The organism is Buchnera aphidicola (Rhopalosiphum maidis), from assembly GCF_003671935.1.
Taxonomy (GTDB): Bacteria; Pseudomonadota; Gammaproteobacteria; order Enterobacterales; family Enterobacteriaceae; genus Buchnera; species Buchnera aphidicola_AL.
Genome location: NZ_CP032759.1, coordinates 470,009 through 488,272, shown reverse-complemented (window position 1 = coordinate 488,272; position 18,264 = coordinate 470,009). Strand labels below are relative to the sequence as shown.

Below are 18,264 nucleotides of genomic sequence, written 5' to 3'. Positions count from 1 at the left end.
TATTCTTATTATTTTTAGATATAAGATATTTTTCACATATACAGTATTTATTTGGAATTTTACAATGGGCATTTTAAAAGGTAAAAAAATTTTAATAACTGGTGTATTAAATGAAAAATCAATCTCATTTGGTATTGCAAAATCAATGTATAAACAACAAGCAGAATTAATTTTTGTTTGTCAAAATAAAAAAATAATTAATAAGATTAAACATTTGATTAAATCAATTAATCATAATACTATTTTTGCTTGTGATGTATCTAATGATGATAATATTAAAGAATTATTTTTTAATATAAAAAAAGTTTGGGGTAGTTTTGATGGATTGGTTCATTCTATTGCTTATTGTCCTAAAAAACAAATCAGTGAAGACTTTATTGAAAGCAGTAATAGAGAATCATTTAATATATGTCATGAAATTAGTTCATATAGTTTTTTAAGTATGGCAAGAGAATGTAAAAATATGTTAAATAATTTTTCTTCTTTAGTAACATTATCTTATTTAGGATCGCAAAAAATAGTATCTAATTACAATATGATGGGTTTAGCAAAATCTTCTTTGGAAGCAAATGTTCGATATATGGCTCATTCATTAGGTTTAAAAAATATTAGAGTTAACGCTATTTCTTCTGGACCCATTAAAACAGTATCTTCTTGTCAAATTAAAAATTTTAAAAAAATAAAAAAAATACACAAATTTTTGTCGTTAACAAAAAATCATGTTACTAGTGAAGAAATAGGGAACGTTGCAGCTTTTTTATGTTCCAATTTATCTATTGGAATCACAGGTTCAATTATTAATGTTGATCATGGTTTCAATTTAAACGGAATAAATTCTATGATTTAATTTTATTTAAATAGAATTTTTTATATATATTTTTTTCTTATTAATTTAAAATTTAAATTTAAATCAATTTTTATGAATAAAATATTAGTTTTCATTAATATTTTTAGTAAAATTTGTCTATGATATTTGACAAATAAGTTATATATTAAAATTATTAATTATTTATTTTCTACTATAATAATTAGGTAGTATTACTATGTTCCAAAACAATCCATTACTTGCGCAATTAAAAAAAAATCTACATGCTAAAACACCACGGGTTGAAGGAATAGTAAAAAGTACTGAAAGAGGATTTGGATTTTTAGAAGTGGATCCGCAAAAAAGTTATTTTATACCTCCTAAAAATATGAAAAATGTTATGCATGGAGATAAAATATCAGCTTTATTAAAAATAGAAAAAGATCGTGAAATAGTTGAACCTGAAAGATTGATTGAACCTTTTTTAAATCGATTTGTAGGAAAAATTGAAAAAAAAGACAAAAAATTATTTATTTTGCCTGATTATCCTTTTTTAAAAGACCTTATAATATGTCGGCCTCATAAAAATTGTGTTGATGTTTTTCAAACAGGAGATTGGGCTGTAGCGAAATTAATTCAACACAAACTTAATGGAAATCACATATTTTATGCTGAATTAATTAAAGAAATAGCTAAATCAAATAGTCCATTTATACCATGGTGGGTAACTTTATCACGTCATAATCTTGAAAGAAAAGCACCTATAATAGAAAAAAATGATCTTGTTTTAAAAGATAATTCTAATAGAAGGGATTTAACACATCTTAATTTTATTACAATAGATAATTTTAATACAAAAGATATTGATGATGCTCTTTTTATTGAAGAAGATAATGATGGTCATTTTTGTTTAACTGTAGCTATTGCAGATCCGACAGCTTATATAAAAAGTGGAAGTAGATTAGATGTAATTGCTTCACAAAGAGGATTTACAAATTATTTGCCAGGTTTTAACATTCCTATGTTACCTCGAAACTTATCAGAAGACATGTGTTCTTTAAATCCTAATGAGCGTCGACCAGTATTGGCGTGTTGTATTAAAATTTTAAAAAATGGAAATATTTGTAATAAAATTAATTTTTTTTTAGCATGGATTAAATCAAAATCAAAATTATGTTATGAACATGTATCAGATTGGATTGAAAAAACTGGTTCATGGAAACCAGAAACAAAATCAATTGAAAATCAAATATTGCTTTTACATCGTTTATGTTTACTACGTATAAAATGGAGAACATTGAATGCTGTCTTATTTAAAGATAGTATAGAATATAGATTTCAATTTTCTGACACTGGAATAGTAGAAGACGTTATTATTGAAAAAAGACGTATTGCACATAAAATTATTGAAGAAGCAATGATAATAGCAAATATATCTGCTGCTAATTTTTTATCAAAAAATCTTGGATTTGGAATATATAATACACATGCTGGTTTTGATTCTATTAATGCTGAAAATGTTGTTTCTTTTTTAAAAAATTATAATTTAAAATTTACCGTAAAAGAAATAACTAGTTTAAAAGGATTTTGCAATCTTAGACGTGTGTTAAATATATTATCTAATAATTATATCAATAGTCGTATTCGACGTTATCAATCTTTCGGAGATTTTAGTATTACTCCCAGTCCTCATTTTGCATTAGGTTTTTCAGAATATGCCACTTGGACATCTCCTATTCGAAAGTACAGTGATATGATTAATCATCGTCTATTAAAATCTATCATTAATAATGATAAAAATGTTACTAAACCTAGTGAAGATATAAAGTTAAGAATTAATGAACAAAAACGTCGTAATAGAATTGCAGAAAGAGATATTTCAGATTGGCTTTATGTTTTACTTTTTCAAAAAAAAGAATTTAAGAATAAAAAGTTTAAAGCCGAAATTATAGATGTTTCTAGAAGTGGAATAAGAGCTAAATTATTAGAAAATGGTGCAAATATATTTGTTCCTGCTTTGTTTCTACATCCTATTCGAGAAGAATTAATTTTTAATCAAGAAACAGGAACAGTTTTTATTAAAGGTGTTTTGCATTACAAAATATCTGATTTAATAAAAGTTATTTTATTAGAGATTCGATTACAAACACGCAGTATTATTGCACGACTTGATCCTTAAATGTTTTTTTAATTATTTTAATACAATTAAAAAAAATTCAATATAAATTAAGAGTATAATATGCATATTTCAACGTTTGATTTTTCTGTATATATAAAATTTTTTGTAAGTTTATGTGCTTTAGTTAATCCCATTGGAATGATCCCCATATTTACAACTATGACTAATCATCAATCTAATTTAGAACGACAAAAAACTAATTTGGTTGCTAACTTTTCTGCTTTTCTAATTTTATTAATATCTCTATTTTTAGGTAATAACATTTTAAATGCTTTTGGTATATCTATTAATTCATTTCGTATTGCAGGAGGAATACTAATTATTGGTATTGCTTTTTCAATGATCAGTGGAAAATTTACAAAAGACAAAAAAACAAGTGAAGACAAAAATCAAGAAAACATAAGCGTTGTACCCTTAGCTATGCCATTAATTGCAGGACCAGGCGCAATTAGTTCAACGATTGTTTGGAGTACTTATTATTCTACTTGGATCAATTTTTTAGGATGTAGTATAGCTATTTTTTTATTTTCATTTTTTTGTTGGTTATGTTTTCGAGCTGCTCCATGTGTAGTAGAAATATTAGGAAAAACAGGTATTAATATTATTACACGTATTATGGGCTTATTGTTGATGTCTTTAGGAATAGAATTTCTTAGTATTGGAATAAAATCTATTTTTTCTGAATTATTACATTAATTATTTATTAAAATTGACATTTTTTGTTTTATTTAATACTTTTAAATAAAAAATTGGATTTTTTTCCATTGAATAATAAAATTATTTTTTTTCGAAATTTCGGTTTGAAAAATTGGATAGAAATGTTTAATAAAATGCATTTTTTTACAGAAATACGTAATATTAATACATTTGATGAAATTTGGTTTTTAGAACATTATCCAATTTTTACTCAAGGTTTACTACGAAAAAAGAATGCAACGATCTGTAATAATACTATTAATAATATTCCAGTAGTTACTACAGATAGAGGTGGTCAAATTACATATCATGGTCCCGGACAACAAATATTGTATTTTTTAATTGATTTAAAACGTCGTAAAATTACTATTCGTGATCTTATAAATATAATGCATACTCTAATAGTAGAAACTTTGAATTATTTTTCTATTAAAGCAAATATTAAAAGTAAATCTCCTGGAGTTTATGTAAATGATCAAAAAATATCCTCATTAGGATTAAGAGTAAAAAAAGGATTTACATTGCATGGTTTATCATTAAATGTTGACATGGATTTAACACCATTTAATTATATTAATCCTTGTGGAGATATTAATATAAAAATGACACAAGTTAAAGAATTTAATTCTTTTTTAACATTAAAAGAAATTCGTGTAATTTTAATTAAAAAATTATCTTATTTATTAAATGTTTCAATTATTGAAAAAAAATTTTCTATTAAATAATAAGAATAATGCTTAGAAAACATTATGTTTTTTAATAAAAAATATAAAATAATTGCTTTTTTAAGTTAATAATTATGATATAAATAAATATTTCTAATCGAGACAATTCGTTTTATGAATAATAAAAAAGATTCTTTATTTAAAATTATAAAAAAAAACAAAACATTAAATGTTATTCCTACTAAAAATTTTTCTAAAAAAATAATAAAACTTAACAAACCTAATTGGATAAAAGTCAAAATACCTGTTGATACATCTCGTATTCGTGGAATAAAAAATGCTTTGCGTAAAAATAATTTATATTCTGTTTGCGAAGAAGCCAACTGTCCAAATTTACCAGAATGTTTTAATCACGGAACTGCAACATTTATGATTCTTGGATCAAAATGTACTCGTAATTGTCCATTTTGCGCTGTTTCTCATGGTAAACCTAATTCCTTAAATGAAGAAGAACCGAACAATTTGGCAAAAACTGTATTTGACATGGGTATTAATTACGTTGTTATTACTTCAGTCGTCAGAGATGATTTATACGACGGGGGGGCTCAACATTTTGTTAATTGTATTACATCTATTAGAAAAAAAAATAAAGTTAAAATTGAGATATTAGTTCCTGATTTTAGAGGAAGAGTAAAACTAATTTTAAATATTTTTAATTCAGGATTACCTGATGTATTCAATCATAATATAGAAAATGTTCCTCGTCTTTATAAAAAAATAAGGCCTGGAGCTAATTATAAAAGATCACTTTTTTTATTAGAATCCTTTAAGAAAAAATTTTTTAATATTCCGACAAAATCAGGTTTTATGTTAGGATTAGGCGAAAAAGATGTAGAAATAATTCAAGTTATGAAGGATCTTTATTCAAGTGGTGTTACATTTTTAACAGTAGGACAATATCTGCAACCTAGTATTAATCACATTCCAGTACAACGTTATATACCACTTTCAGAGTTTGAAAATATAAAAAAAGAAGCATTGTCTATCGGTTTTACTAATGCATTTTGCGGACCTTTTGTACGTTCATCATACCATGCTAGTTTTCAAACGAATTTATTTATTAAAAAATAATCAATTTATTAAAAATTTAATTGTTATTTATTTTTAAACAAATATTTTCAACATTATGTAATTAGCATTTTGACATTGTGAACAAATATATAAAAATTATTTTTAATAGAGGTCAAATAGTGTTACATCCCAGTTATTATAATATTCCAAAAATTATTATTGCTTTAGATTTTTATTCTAAGAAAGAAGCTATGAAATTAGTAGATCTTCTTGATCCTTCTATTTTTTATTTAAAAATTGGTAAAGAAATGTTTACAATTTTAGGAAGTCAGTTTGTAAAAGAATTGCATAAATTGGGATTTAATATATTTCTTGACTTAAAATTCCATGATATTCCCAATACTGTATTTAACGCTACGAAAGCAGCGGCAGATTTAGGAATATGGATGTTAAGTGTTCATGCATCTGGTGGTAAAAATATGCTTCTTTCAGCAAAGAAAGCTTTAAAATCCTTTAAAAGAGCTCCTTTATTAATTGCTGTAACTGTATTAACTAGTTTAAAAGAAAAAGATTTAAAAGAAATAGGAATTAAAATATCATTAAAAGACTATATTTTAATATTATCAAAATTATCTAATGATTGTGGTTTAGATGGAGTCGTTTGTCCAGGAAAAGAAGCAAAAAAAATGAAATTATTATACGGAGATAAATATAAGATTGTTACTCCAGGTATTAGATTTTCAACTGATTCTTCATTTGATCAAAAGCATATTATTACTCCAAGAGAAGCAAAAGAATGTCAAATAGACTATATAGTTATAGGACGTTCTATTACAACTTCAAAGAATCCGATTAAAAAGTTAAATTCTATTATAGAATCTATGCAATAATATTTTTATATTAATAAATATTTATATAAAGTAAGTTCTTAAAAATATTTTTTAAGATACATATTTCTAATATAAATTATTAATTAATTTTCTTTTTAAATTATGAAATAAAACAAAAATTGGAGAAGTTATGCAATTAATTCAAATAGAAAAAGCTATTTTACCCACTCCTTGGGGAGATTTTTTAATATTTGGTTTTGAAGAAAAAAAGAATGGAAAAAATCATATTGCTCTTGTTTATGGAAATATACAAAAAAATATTCCTATTCTTGCTAGAATACACTCTGAATGTTTAACAGGAGATGCTTTTTTTAGTTTAAGATGCGATTGTGGTATTCAACTAGAAATGGCAATGAGTAGAATTGCTTCAGAAGGAAATGGTATATTAATATACCACCGTCAAGAAGGTAGGAATATTGGTCTTCTCAATAAAATTAAAGCATATTCTTTGCAAGACAAAGGTTTAGATACAGTTGAAGCTAATCAAAAATTAGGTTTTTCTGCAGATGAAAGAGATTTTTCATTGTGTGCTGATATTTTTAATATTTTAAATATAAAAAAAATTCGTTTATTAACAAATAATCCATTTAAAATAAACATGCTTATGGAGTCTGGAATAGAAATTGTAGAAAGAATCCCTATTATTGTAGAAAAAAATGTTAAAAACGCTCGTTATTTAAAAACTAAAGCTGAAAAAATGGGTCATTTATTATTTAAATAAAATTTTTTAAAAATATATATGTAATTTATATTTTTAGTTCATGTAGTATATAATTATTACGTATATATTTTTTAAAAATTTTTAAATATCAGGGGTTTTTTTAAATTAACCCCTAAACATTTTTAAATATTTATTGACAAAAAAACGTTTTTTTTAAAATGAACCTTTTTTATAAAAAACTTTGAAATTATAATAATGGACTTAAAAAATAAAAAATTTTTTCTAAAACACGAGTCCAATATGCACGCATAGACCAAGTATTTTTATCTAATAATCGAGAATCGGCAATGTATTCTTTTTGTATAGTACATAAATTACGACTAAATTTACTATCATCAATTACTAAAGTAATTTCAAAATTTAACCATAAACTTCTCATATCTAAATTTACAGTTCCAATTAAACTGAGTTGTTGATCAATTAATATACTTTTACTATGTAATAACCCCTTTTTAAATTGGTATATTTTTACTCCTGCTTCTAATAATTCACTAAAAAACACTCTACTTGCCCATTTAACTAAAATAGAATCGTGATATAAAGGTATAATAATGCTAACTTTTACACCTCTTTGAGCAGCGGTGCAAATGGCATGCAACAAATCATCACTAGGTACAAGATATGGAGTAGTCATAATTAATTCGTTTCGTGCTGAATAAATAGCTGTTAACAATGCTTGATGAATAACATTTTTAGGAAATCCTGGACCTGATGCGATTACTTGAATACTAGAGTTTTGATTACATTTTTTTTTTAACATTTCCTTACTTGGTAATTTAGGTAAAATTTTAAAACCTGTTTCTATTTCCCAATCACATGAATAAATGATACCCATAGTTGTTGCTATAGGACCTTCTATCCTTGTCATTAAATCAATCCATTGACCGATACCAGAAGACTGTTTAAATAAATATGGATCTACAATGTTCATACTACCAGAATAAGAAATATAATTATCAATCAGTATAATTTTTCTATGTTGTCTTACATCTAAACGTCGTAAAAAAATTCTTATTAAACTAACTTTTAAGGCTTCTACGATTTCAATTCCAGATTTTTTCATAACATCAAACCAAGGACTTCTAAAAAATGCTATACTTCCTGCTGAATCCAACATTAGTCTACAATGTACTCCGCGTTTAGCAGAATCTATTAAAGCAGTAGCTACATGATCAGCAATACCACCTGGTTTCCAGATATAAAATACCATTTCAATATTTTTACGTGCTGAATAAATATCACGTATTAAAACTTTCATTGTTTCTTTAGTATTAGTTAAAAGTGTTATTCTATTATTTTTAATTCCAGAAATTCCTTGTCGATGTTTGCACAATTGAAACAATGAAGTAGCTACTTCACTATTTTTTATTTGAAAAATATATTTATAAGATTTAAGTTCATTAAGATATGTATTAGATATAGACCAAATTTTTTTTGCTATTTTTTTTTGTCTTTTTCCTAAATATAATTCACCAAAGAAAAACCAAATAGCTATTCCTATAAAAGGAATAATATAAATAGTTAAAAGCCAAGACATGGAGGAAGGTATGCTACGACGTTTAATTAAAATACGATAGGTAATATTAGCAATTAATAACCAGTATATTAACACAACTAGCCATTTTATTAAATTATAGAAAATATCCATTCATTTGAAGCTCCTATTCATACCTTTTTATAAAAGTATTTTTTATTTAATTAAATGTTTTTTAATTTTTAAATATGGAATATAAAACTAATAATTTGGTATTTAAAATAAAAGCATATATTGTAAAATTAATGAATTCAACACTTTAAATAAAAAGAAAATAGTGCATTATACATGTTGTGCATATTATTTTATTTTTTAAAGTGTTGAGTCTTATCATTTAAACTTTTTTATTAAATTATATTTAAAATTTGTTTTTATATAGAAATAGCAGTTGTAAAAACATTTTTAATTTTTTAAAAATTTTTTTTAAATAATACTCATAGGTAATAATTCTCGAGGTTTTCCTGTTTTATCAATTGCTACATAAACAAATATACCTTCTGCAGCACAATAAATTTGACCTAATGGTTTAGAATAAATTTTTTTAATCCATACTTCTAAATTAACAGTAATTGAACTATTGCCTGTTTTAATACAATTTGCATAACAACTTAGAACATCTCCAACTGATATAGGCTTAAGAAAAGTTATACCTTCTATTTGCACTGTTACTACTCTTCCACCTGCTATTTCCTTAGCTAGGATAGCACCGCCTATATCCATTTGAGACATAATCCACCCACCAAATATATCCCCATTAGAGTTCGTATCTGAAGGCATGGTAAGTGTTTTTAACACTATTGTTCCCTGTGGTAATTTATTGTTTTTTGGCATTATTAAAATTTTCACTCTATTATATTAAAACAAACATGCAATTTATTTTTCTTTTAACATTTTACAATTTATATAAACACTTGTAATTAAAATTGAAAGAAACATTAAACATGAAAGACCAAAAACTTTAAAGTTTACCCAAGTTTTTTCTGGTAACCAAAATGCTATATAAATGTTTAAAATACTACAAAATAAAAAAAATAATGCCCAAGAAAAATTAATTTTTTTCCAATAAAAATCAGAAATTTTTATATCTTTTTCTAAAAGTCTTTGTAATATAGGTTTTTTCATCCAAAATTGACTAATCAATAATATTATAGAAAATATCATATAAATTACTGTTATTTTCCATTTAATAAATTGACTATTATGAAAAAATATTGTTAAAGAACCAAAAACAGTAATCGTAATAAAACTAAATAAATTAATTTTATCTATTTCTTTATAAATAATCCAATAAAGTAAACAAATTAAACCTGATGTAAAAATTAAAGATTTTGATGCTATAAAAATATCATAAAATCTATAAAATATGAAGAAAGTTAGTATCGGCAATAAATTCAGAATTTTTTTCATATTAGAAACCTAAAAAATATTTAATTTTTTAAGAACGTAAGAAAAGCATATAGAAACGAAATAAATATATAATTAAAATTGAAAAAAATATATTCATATTAATATTCAATATTAAAAAAACAAAATTTTTACTTATTATATAGGTATTAGAAAATATTGTCGTGAAAATAAATTTAACACACATCCAAAATAGAACGCTTATTCCAATAACGTTTAAATTTTTATAGGAAATAGATATACTTAAACGTATACATTCTATTAAATTATTTTTTTTAAATGATAAAATAATAGGTGATAAAGCAAGTAAAACTGACAAAAATATACCTGGAAAAATAAAAAACATAAAACCTATTTGAATAATGAAAGTTGTAATAAAATTTAATATAAATAAACTTGGTAATAATTTAAATGAAGAGTACAGTGACAGCTTAATTGATTCTCTTTGATTATTAGATAAGTGTCTAATTAAGGTAATTATACTACCTACTAAAAAAGTCTTATTTATCAAAAATTCAAGTATTTTAAATATTGAATATTTTAGTAATTCTTTTTTTTCGTATACACTCATGTTATTAATTAAATCAAAGATTGAATGAGAACTTATAAATTTTTTGTTTTCTATTATAGCAATAATATGCATATTGGGTTTAATCAGCATGTTGATTAAAATACTCATAAAAGTAGCTAACATAGATATAAAAATAATAATTTTTGCTTCTTTAGACACGAAATGATATGTATCATTGCACAATTCGCGTATTGTAATAGACATATGTATATTCCTTATAAAAATTGTATAAAATTTAAAGATTATACACATTATTTTTAGATAATTTTTTTAAAAAATTTATTAAAAACAAATCAAATTTAAATTTTTTTAAGATTAGATTTAACAAATTTAGTAGCTTTTTTTAGTTTATTAGAAAAATTTTTTATTTCATTTATCATGTTTTGTTCTTTTTTTAAATTTTTTTCGATTATATTTATAATTGCCGAACCACATATTACACCATTGATACCAGATAAAAGTGAATTTTGAATTTGTGTAGAATTTTCAATTCCAAAGCCTTGTAATAGTGGAAGATCACTATGTTTTTTTATTTTTTTTATAAATACGTTTGATAATGATGTTGTTTTTTTTTCTATTCCTGTTACTCCTAAACGAGATAATAAATAAATGTATCCCTTTGCATATAAAGAAATTTTAGACAATAGTACATCGTCTGCATCAGGTGGACATATAAAGATAGAATCTATATCGTATTGATTTGCTATTTTGTAAAAGGGACTGTATTCTTCTATAGGTATATCGGCTATTAATACAGAATCTAAACCACATTGAAAACATTGATAATAAAAATTTTTAATACCGTAATTATATATTAAATTAGCATATAATAAGATTCCTATAGGTAAATTTGGATATTTTTTTCGTATTTTTTCAATTACTTCGAAGCATTGTAAAATAGTGTTATTATTAGATAATGAACGTAAACTGGCTTTTTGAATAGTAGGACCATCTGCTAGTGGATCTGAAAAAGGGATTCCTAATTCTAAAGCATCTGCTCCATTTTTAATTAGTGTTTCAATGATTTTTAGTGACATTTCTAAAGAAGGGTCTCCTATAACTACAAAAGGTACAAAACATCCTTCTTTAATTAAAGATAATTTTTGAAATATTTTTTTATAACGACTCATTTTTTATTCCTGTTTTTTTAATATTTCACGAACTGCAAATATATCTTTATCTCCACGTCCAGATAGATTCACAATAAATACTTGTTCTTTTTTAGGATAAAGATACATTAATTTTAATGCATAAGCTAATGCATGAGAAGACTCTAAAGCAGGAATAATACCTTCCTTTTTAGATAAAATTTGAAATGCTTCTAAAGCTTCTATATCAGTAATGGATACATATTGAGCACGATTAATACTATGTAACCAAGCATGCTCAGGGCCAACAGATGGAAAATCTAAACCAGCAGAAATAGACCAAGATTTTTCTATTTGACCTTCTTGATTTTGCATTAAACTCGATTTCATTCCAAAATAAATACCTGTTCTACCATGATTTAACGGTGCTCCATGTTTTCCTGTTTCTATACCCCGACCAGCTGGTTCTACACCAATTAAATCAACTTTTTCATTCATAAATTCAGAAAAAATGCCAATTGCATTAGATCCTCCACCTACGCAAGCAATTATCGCATCTGGAAGTTTCTTTTCTTGTTCTAAAATTTGTTTTTTTGCTTCTTCTCCAATCATTTTTTGAAATTCTTTTACGATTGTTGGATAAGGATGTGGACCTGCAGCTGTACCAATGATATAGTGCGATTTTTGGTAATTACCAGACCAATCACGTAAAGCTTCATTACATGCATCTTTTAACGTTCCTGATCCATTCCTTACTGATATAACTTCTGCACCCATTAACTTCATACGAAAAACATTAGGGCTTTGTCTCTTTATATCTTTGTAACCCATATAAATTTTGCATTTTAAATTAAATAGTGCGCAAGCAATAGAAACAGCAACACCATGTTGACCAGCACCAGTTTCAGCAATTATTTCTTTTTTTTTCATTTTTACTGCTAACATTGCTTGTCCTAATACTTGATTTGTTTTATGTGCTCCTCCATGTAACAAATCTTCTCTTTTAAGATAAATACGTGTTTTTGTACCTTTGGTTAAATTATTACATAAAGTTAATGGAGTTGGTCTTCCAGCATAATTTTTTAAATAATCAAAAAATTTTTTTTGGAAATTTGGATCTTTTTTTGCATCAACAAAGTTTTTTTCTAGTTGATATAAAGCTGGCATTAATATTTGAGGAACATACATACCTCCAAATTTGCCAAAATAAGGATTTAGTAAAGTCATTTTTCGTTGATTTCCGGTATTTTTTTAAAAAAATTGATTAAAACGTTAATTTTTTAAAAATTAAATTAATTTTTTTATGATCTTTAATTCCAGGACATTTTTCTACTCCTGAATTAAAATCTAATCCTGAACAATTGAATTGAGATGCAATAAGAAAATTATCTGTATTAATACCTCCTGCTAAAATTACATTATCTAAAGTTAGTCCTTTTAAAAGTGACCAATTAAAAGTTGTATTACTACCTCCAGAACCAGAATCAAAAATATATTTATCGATATTATCTAAATTTAATATTGGTAACGTTGATTGAATAGAAAAAGCTTTCCAAATATTTATATCTTTACATAGTCTTTTTCTTAAAATATTAATATATTTTTGATTTTCACAACCATGTAGTTGAACGGAATATAAAGAAAGTTGTTCAGCTATATCAACAATTTTTTTTATATCTTCATTTTGAAAAACACCTACAAACTTTAAACTATTGTTAAAAATAATTTTTTTTGCTATTTTTTTATTAATTTTACGTAGCGAATTTTTTGCAAAAATCAATCCTCCGTAAACTGCTCCACAATTTTCTACAATTTTTGCATCAATAATACGAGTTAGTCCACATACTTTATTATCGCCTATTATCAAAGATTTTATATCTGTTTCTAAGTTTTTTTTACACATTAAACTCGAACCTATTAAAAATCCATTAACTACTTTACTTAATTCTTTTATCTGATAGTTTTTTTCTATGCCTGATTCACTAACAATTATTCTATCTTTAATTAAAGGTGATAAATTTCGTGTTCTATTTAAATCTATTGATAAATCATGTAAGTTTCGGTTGTTTATTCCAATAACAGAAGCATTTAATTTGATAGCACGATTCAGTTCTTCAGTATTATTAATTTCTGTTAATATTCCCATGTTTAAATTTTTCGCAATTCTAGATAGTTCAATATATTGAATGTCATTTAATACAGATAACATTAGTAAAATAGCATCAGCATTATAATATCTAGCTAAATAAACTTGGTATGGATCAATAAAAAAATCTTTGCATAAAATTGGTTGATATACACATTTTCGCACAATATTGATAAATTCTAGATTTCCATGAAAATATTTTTCTTCTGTAAGAACTGAAATAGATGAAGCATACTTTTTATAAATATTTGCAATTTTAATTAAATTAAAGTTTTTTCTAATTATTCCTAAAGAAGGAGAACTTTTTTTGCATTCTAATATAAAAAAGGGATGTTTGCTTTTTAAATGATGGTAAAAGTTGCGTGTTTCTTTATTAATTTTATTTTGAAATGTAATTAATGGTTGTTTTTTTTTTCTATATTCAATCCAAGTAATTTTATCTTTGATGATTTTATTCAGTATAGTTTCTTGCATATTAATCTTCTTTCGACATATTAGAAACTTGTTTTATATGTTTGCAGACATCTCCGCTACGAATTTTATTTAGTGCTATTTTTGTATTTTCCTTTAAATCTTCATATCCAAAATTTTTTAACAGTATTGCAACATTAACTGCAATTAATTCTTCATGCAACTTTTCACCCTTACCTTTCATTGTTTTTTTGATAATATGGTAGTTTTCTTCTGATGAATACTCTACAGATGTTGATTTAGGATAAGTTTTTATACCAAAATCTTCTGGTTCTAATTCATACGAATAAATTTTATTATTTAACAATTCAGAAACGTATGTTGTACCATGTACTGTAACTTCATCTGTATTATCACCATGTAAAACTATACCTCTTTGGTATTTTAATTTTTTTAAAATTCTAGACATAGGATTTATTAAATTTTTTTTATAAACACCGATTACAGTCAAAGGAGGACTAGAGGGATTTAGAAATGGTCCTAATAAATTAAAAATAGTTTTAATTTTTAGGATACTTCGAACTTTAGATGCATATTTAAAACCATTATGATATATAGGGGCAAAAAGAAAACAAATATTTAATTTATCTAAAATTTTTTTAGAATTTTCTAAAGATGTATTTAAATTAATTTTTAATTTATTCAGAAGATCAGAAGAACCGGAGTTACTTGAAACCCCTTTATTGCAATGTTTAATGATTTTAAATCCACATGATGCTGCAACAAAAGCACTTGCAGTTGAAATATTAATAGTATTTTTACTATCTCCACCTGTGCCAACTATATCAGAAAAAATATAATTGGGTCTAGGAAAGAATTTCATTTTTTCTAGAAATGCGTAGATAGCACCTAATATTTCTTCTTCTGATTCACCATGCATTTGCATTGCTGTTAAAATAGATGATAATTGTATTTCGTTCATCCCACCTGATGCAATTAATTTAAAAATTTGATAACTTTCTTCTTGATTTAAAGATTTTGATTCATAAATTTTATTAAAAATATTTTGCATTGAATACCTTTTAAAACTTTAATTAAAAAATTAGTAATTTTTTATTATCTTAATAATTTTTCACAATAATCTATTGATCAAAATAATTCAATTTAAATTTTTAAAAACTTTATTCTTGCATATTGTTATTGTTTAAAAAAACTATAAAAAATAAGATATAACTATTATTAGTTTAATATGTTATATAGTGTATATTTTTATATATCTTGGAATTTTTAAATGAATAAAATTATAGTAATAACATTATTCTTTTTAGTATCCGTAACTTGGGGAACAACCTGGATAGCAATGAAAATTGCAGTAGAAACAATCCCACCTTTTTTTGCAACTGGAATACGATTTTTAGTTGCTTCTCCTTTACTAATTATACTTTCTTATTTAACAAAAACACCTCTTTTATTTCCATATGGTCAAAGACGTTTTCAAATTTTTATTTCTATTTTTTATTTTTCCATACCCTTTACATTAATGCTTTATGGTGGTAGCTATGTAAATTCTTCTATTTCTTCTATTATCTTTGCTAATATGCCTGTTTTAGTATTACTAATTTCACATATTTATCTAAAAAAAAAAATAAACTTTATTCAAAAAATTGGTATGGTAATTTCTTTAATTACATTGTTTTTCGTGTTATTAATAAATCTTAAATCAGAATGTTTTTTTCAATGGAAAGGTATCTTGTCTTTACTTTTAGCATTACTTAGTCATGCTATAATTTACGTTGAATGTCAAAAAAAATCTTGTAATGTATCTGTCATCACATTTAACGCATTACCATCTTTAATGTCTGGAATTTTTTTATCTACTATATCTTGGTTTATTGAATCTCCTAATATTACTGTTTTTTCTACTAGATCTATTTTAGCTATTTTTTATCTTGGTAATTTCTGTGGAATTTGCGGTATTTTATCTTATTTTTATTTGCAAAAAAGAGTAAATTCATTCTATGCTTCTATTGTTTTTTTGATTTTTCCATTAATTTCAAGTTTTTTAGAAATATATATTTATAAAAAAACAATTTTATTATATGAATTATGGTTTTTTTTACCATCAGGATTAGGAATATTATTAACTTTAATTCCTATAAATTTCTTTAAAAATGTCATAAGGTTTTCAAAATGACTGAAAAAATACAAAAATTATTGTCTAATTTAGGATACGGTTCACGTCGTTTTATTGAATATATGATTAAATGCGGTAATATAAGTATTAACGGGAAAAAAGCTACAATTGGTCAATATTTAAATAAAAACAATCCTGGTGAAATTTTAATTAATAATAAAAAAATAGTTGTACGAGGAAAAGACAACAAAACTAAAGTTTTAATTTATAATAAACCTATAGGTGAAATTTGTACTAGAAGTGATTTTCAGAAAAGATTAACTGTATTTGATAAACTCCCTAAATTAAATTTAAACCGATGGGTTAGCATAGGAAGATTAGATATTAATACTAAAGGATTGTTATTATTTACTAATAACGGAGTGTTAGCTAATAAACTGATGCATCCGCGCAATCAAATTGAACGAGAGTATAATATTCGAATTTTTGGAGAAATTAATCAAAATAAAATAAATATTTTAAAAAAAGGAGTTAAGATTGCACATGATTACGTTTCGTTCAAAGAAATAATACCTTTATACAGTAAAAAAGAAGGAAAAAATAAATGGTTTAAGGGTATTTTATGTGAAGGTAAAAACCGTGAAATTAGATTAATGTTAAAATCTGTTAAATGTCAAGTAAGTCAATTAATTAGGGTTCGATACGGTAATATTATTTTACCAAAAAGTTTAAAAGAAGGTCAGTGGATAATGTTAAATTCAATAATATCAAAAAATTTATATAATCTAATTAATTTCAAAAAGAAATAAAATTTTACACTTTAAAAAATTATTTAAATTTATTTTTAAAAAGGTTAATTTTGTGAATTTACTTTTAAGTTATGAGTTATTTTTAGCAAAAACAATTACTTTTTTATTTGTTATTTTTATAACACCATTAGTTTTTAAAATAATAAAAAGAAAAAGAAAAAATCAAAAGAAATTTAAGATTATTTTATTAGAAGAAAAATATAAAAATATAAAAAAAAATATTTTATTATCTAGAATGAATCAGTTCGAAAAAAAAAATTGGATTAAAGAAGAGAAAAAAAAAGATAAAGAGTTCGAAAAAAAAAATAAAACAACTTCAAATTTAAGAAAAAAAACACTTTTTGTTTTAGATTTTAAAGGTGGTATTCACGCAAATGAAGTTATTGGATTAAGAGAAGAAATATCTGCAATACTTTTAGTAGCGAATAAAAATGATGAAGTTTTATTAAGATTAGAAAGTTCAGGAGGTGTGATTCATGGATATGGTTTAGCGGCAGCTCAATTAGAAAGATTACGTCAAAATAAAATACGTTTGATTGTATCTATCGACAAAATTGCTGCTAGTGGAGGTTATATGATGGCTTGTGTTGGAGATTATATTATTTCAGCGCCATTTGCTATAATAGGCTCAATTGGTGTAGTAGGTCAATTGCCTAATTTTAATAAATTATTAAAAAAATATAATATTGATATTGAGTTACATACTGCTGGAGATTATAAACGTACATTAACTATGTTTGGTAAAAATACAGAATTAACACGAAAAAAATTTTGTGAAGAATTGAACGTAACACATGAAATGTTTAAAAATTTTATAAAGAAAAAAAGACCAGCTTTAGATATTGAAGATGTATCCAATGGAGAACATTGGTTCGGAACAATAGCTTTTAAGAAAAATTTAGTCGATGAAGTTAATATAAGTGATAATATTTTAATGTCTAAAATGAAAGACGATTATACTTTATTAAATATTCAATATATTTATAATAATAAAAAATTGGAAAATTTTACATCTTTTATTATAGAAAATATTAAAAATATTATAATCAAAATTTTTTCCTATAAAAATTATTTATAGGTTTAATTGAATGATTTGCAAAAATATTTTATTTAAATTTAAATATGCACTTAAAAATTAAA

The 18,264-nt window shown here is 24.2% G+C and carries 18 protein-coding genes; 10 read left to right on the top strand and 8 right to left on the bottom strand.

All coding sequences use genetic code 11. From position 1 onward, the window contains the following. Positions 1 to 64: 64 nt before the first annotated feature. The 7 genes from D8S97_RS02425 to ribA all read left to right on the top strand — a co-directional run bounded on the left by D8S97_RS02425 (position 65) and on the right by ribA (position 7,027). Complete coding sequence (locus tag D8S97_RS02425; RefSeq protein WP_158361378.1) at positions 65 to 847, top strand: enoyl-ACP reductase; 783 nt, start codon at positions 65 to 67, stop codon at positions 845 to 847. Between the two features lie 196 nt (positions 848 to 1,043). Next, complete coding sequence (rnb, locus tag D8S97_RS02420; RefSeq protein WP_158361377.1) at positions 1,044 to 2,984, top strand: exoribonuclease II; 1,941 nt, start codon at positions 1,044 to 1,046, stop codon at positions 2,982 to 2,984. Positions 2,985 to 3,044: 60 nt separating this feature from the next. Next, entirely contained in the window at positions 3,045 to 3,680 is a 636-nt protein-coding gene (locus D8S97_RS02415; protein WP_158361375.1) for a YchE family NAAT transporter, read from the top strand. A 68-nt stretch (positions 3,681 to 3,748) separates the two neighbouring features. Next, positions 3,749 to 4,405, top strand: coding sequence for a lipoyl(octanoyl) transferase LipB (gene lipB / locus D8S97_RS02410; RefSeq protein WP_158361373.1), 657 nt, complete (start codon positions 3,749 to 3,751; stop codon positions 4,403 to 4,405). A 114-nt stretch (positions 4,406 to 4,519) separates the two neighbouring features. Beyond that, a complete protein-coding gene (lipA, locus tag D8S97_RS02405) occupies positions 4,520 to 5,476 on the top strand; it encodes a lipoyl synthase (RefSeq protein WP_158361371.1) in 957 nt (318 codons plus the stop codon). Positions 5,477 to 5,595: 119 nt separating this feature from the next. Next, complete coding sequence (gene pyrF / locus D8S97_RS02400) at positions 5,596 to 6,306, top strand: orotidine-5'-phosphate decarboxylase (protein ID WP_158361679.1); 711 nt, start codon at positions 5,596 to 5,598, stop codon at positions 6,304 to 6,306. A 130-nt stretch (positions 6,307 to 6,436) separates the two neighbouring features. Next, on the top strand, positions 6,437 to 7,027 hold the full coding sequence (gene ribA, locus D8S97_RS02395) for a GTP cyclohydrolase II (protein WP_158361368.1): 591 nt from the start codon (positions 6,437 to 6,439) through the stop codon (positions 7,025 to 7,027). A gap of 187 nt (positions 7,028 to 7,214) precedes the next feature. On the opposite strand, the gene cls is transcribed toward ribA, so the two are convergent. The 8 genes from cls to trpD all read right to left on the bottom strand — a co-directional run bounded on the left by cls (position 7,215) and on the right by trpD (position 15,253). Then, positions 7,215 to 8,675 (bottom strand): cardiolipin synthase, encoded by a 1,461-nt coding sequence (gene cls, locus D8S97_RS02390; RefSeq protein WP_158361366.1) that lies wholly within the window; start codon positions 8,673 to 8,675, stop codon positions 7,215 to 7,217. Between the two features lie 309 nt (positions 8,676 to 8,984). Continuing rightward, positions 8,985 to 9,392 carry an acyl-CoA thioester hydrolase YciA gene (gene yciA, locus D8S97_RS02385; protein ID WP_158361363.1) on the bottom strand — a complete coding sequence of 136 codons (408 nt, stop codon included), beginning with the start codon at positions 9,390 to 9,392 and terminating at the stop codon, positions 8,985 to 8,987. A 42-nt stretch (positions 9,393 to 9,434) separates the two neighbouring features. Then, complete coding sequence (locus D8S97_RS02380; RefSeq protein ID WP_158361361.1) at positions 9,435 to 9,968, bottom strand: septation protein A; 534 nt, start codon at positions 9,966 to 9,968, stop codon at positions 9,435 to 9,437. A 28-nt stretch (positions 9,969 to 9,996) separates the two neighbouring features. Next, positions 9,997 to 10,740, bottom strand: a complete 744-nt coding sequence (locus tag D8S97_RS02375; protein ID WP_158361359.1) for a YciC family protein — start codon at positions 10,738 to 10,740, stop codon at positions 9,997 to 9,999. Between the two features lie 95 nt (positions 10,741 to 10,835). After that, positions 10,836 to 11,666 carry a tryptophan synthase subunit alpha gene (trpA, locus tag D8S97_RS02370; RefSeq protein ID WP_158361357.1) on the bottom strand — a complete coding sequence of 277 codons (831 nt, stop codon included), beginning with the start codon at positions 11,664 to 11,666 and terminating at the stop codon, positions 10,836 to 10,838. A 3-nt stretch (positions 11,667 to 11,669) separates the two neighbouring features. Continuing rightward, a complete protein-coding gene (gene trpB, locus D8S97_RS02365) occupies positions 11,670 to 12,851 on the bottom strand; it encodes a tryptophan synthase subunit beta (RefSeq protein WP_158361355.1) in 1,182 nt (393 codons plus the stop codon). A gap of 37 nt (positions 12,852 to 12,888) precedes the next feature. Then, entirely contained in the window at positions 12,889 to 14,244 is a 1,356-nt protein-coding gene (gene trpCF, locus D8S97_RS02360) for a bifunctional indole-3-glycerol-phosphate synthase TrpC/phosphoribosylanthranilate isomerase TrpF (protein WP_158361353.1), read from the bottom strand. Between the two features lies 1 nt (position 14,245). Continuing rightward, complete coding sequence (gene trpD, locus D8S97_RS02355) at positions 14,246 to 15,253, bottom strand: anthranilate phosphoribosyltransferase (protein ID WP_158361351.1); 1,008 nt, start codon at positions 15,251 to 15,253, stop codon at positions 14,246 to 14,248. A 219-nt stretch (positions 15,254 to 15,472) separates the two neighbouring features. Between trpD and D8S97_RS02350 the strand changes: the two genes are divergently transcribed. Genes D8S97_RS02350 through sohB form a run of 3 tightly spaced genes read left to right on the top strand, consistent with a single transcriptional unit; the run spans position 15,473 to position 18,202 of the window. After that, the gene (locus D8S97_RS02350) at positions 15,473 to 16,375 is read left to right on the top strand and encodes a DMT family transporter (RefSeq protein WP_158361350.1); all 903 of its coding nucleotides are present in this window, start codon (positions 15,473 to 15,475) and stop codon (positions 16,373 to 16,375) included. Continuing rightward, the gene (locus D8S97_RS02345; protein ID WP_158361348.1) at positions 16,372 to 17,124 is read left to right on the top strand and encodes a pseudouridine synthase; all 753 of its coding nucleotides are present in this window, start codon (positions 16,372 to 16,374) and stop codon (positions 17,122 to 17,124) included. The genes D8S97_RS02350 and D8S97_RS02345 overlap by 4 nt, the downstream gene beginning before the upstream one ends. 52 nt (positions 17,125 to 17,176) lie before the next feature. Then, positions 17,177 to 18,202 carry a protease SohB gene (gene sohB / locus D8S97_RS02340; RefSeq protein ID WP_158361345.1) on the top strand — a complete coding sequence of 342 codons (1,026 nt, stop codon included), beginning with the start codon at positions 17,177 to 17,179 and terminating at the stop codon, positions 18,200 to 18,202. The last annotated feature ends 62 nt before the right edge of the window (positions 18,203 to 18,264 follow it).

What these genes read in the sequence shown, in the direction of transcription:
- D8S97_RS02425 (WP_158361378.1), top strand. Translation starts at nt 65, where the DNA reads ATGGGCATTTTAAAAGGTAAAAAAATTTTAATAACTGGTGTATTAAAT.
- rnb (WP_158361377.1), top strand. Translation starts at nt 1,044, where the DNA reads ATGTTCCAAAACAATCCATTACTTGCGCAATTAAAAAAAAATCTACAT.
- D8S97_RS02415 (WP_158361375.1), top strand. Translation starts at nt 3,045, where the DNA reads ATGCATATTTCAACGTTTGATTTTTCTGTATATATAAAATTTTTTGTA.
- lipA (WP_158361371.1), top strand. Translation starts at nt 4,520, where the DNA reads ATGAATAATAAAAAAGATTCTTTATTTAAAATTATAAAAAAAAACAAA.
- ribA (WP_158361368.1), top strand. Translation starts at nt 6,437, where the DNA reads ATGCAATTAATTCAAATAGAAAAAGCTATTTTACCCACTCCTTGGGGA.
- cls (WP_158361366.1), bottom strand. Translation starts at nt 8,675, where the DNA reads ATGGATATTTTCTATAATTTAATAAAATGGCTAGTTGTGTTAATATAC.
- yciA (WP_158361363.1), bottom strand. Translation starts at nt 9,392, where the DNA reads ATGCCAAAAAACAATAAATTACCACAGGGAACAATAGTGTTAAAAACA.
- D8S97_RS02380 (WP_158361361.1), bottom strand. Translation starts at nt 9,968, where the DNA reads ATGAAAAAAATTCTGAATTTATTGCCGATACTAACTTTCTTCATATTT.
- D8S97_RS02375 (WP_158361359.1), bottom strand. Translation starts at nt 10,740, where the DNA reads ATGTCTATTACAATACGCGAATTGTGCAATGATACATATCATTTCGTG.
- trpA (WP_158361357.1), bottom strand. Translation starts at nt 11,666, where the DNA reads ATGAGTCGTTATAAAAAAATATTTCAAAAATTATCTTTAATTAAAGAA.
- trpB (WP_158361355.1), bottom strand. Translation starts at nt 12,851, where the DNA reads ATGACTTTACTAAATCCTTATTTTGGCAAATTTGGAGGTATGTATGTT.
- trpCF (WP_158361353.1), bottom strand. Translation starts at nt 14,244, where the DNA reads ATGCAAGAAACTATACTGAATAAAATCATCAAAGATAAAATTACTTGG.
- trpD (WP_158361351.1), bottom strand. Translation starts at nt 15,253, where the DNA reads ATGCAAAATATTTTTAATAAAATTTATGAATCAAAATCTTTAAATCAA.
- D8S97_RS02350 (WP_158361350.1), top strand. Translation starts at nt 15,473, where the DNA reads ATGAATAAAATTATAGTAATAACATTATTCTTTTTAGTATCCGTAACT.
- D8S97_RS02345 (WP_158361348.1), top strand. Translation starts at nt 16,372, where the DNA reads ATGACTGAAAAAATACAAAAATTATTGTCTAATTTAGGATACGGTTCA.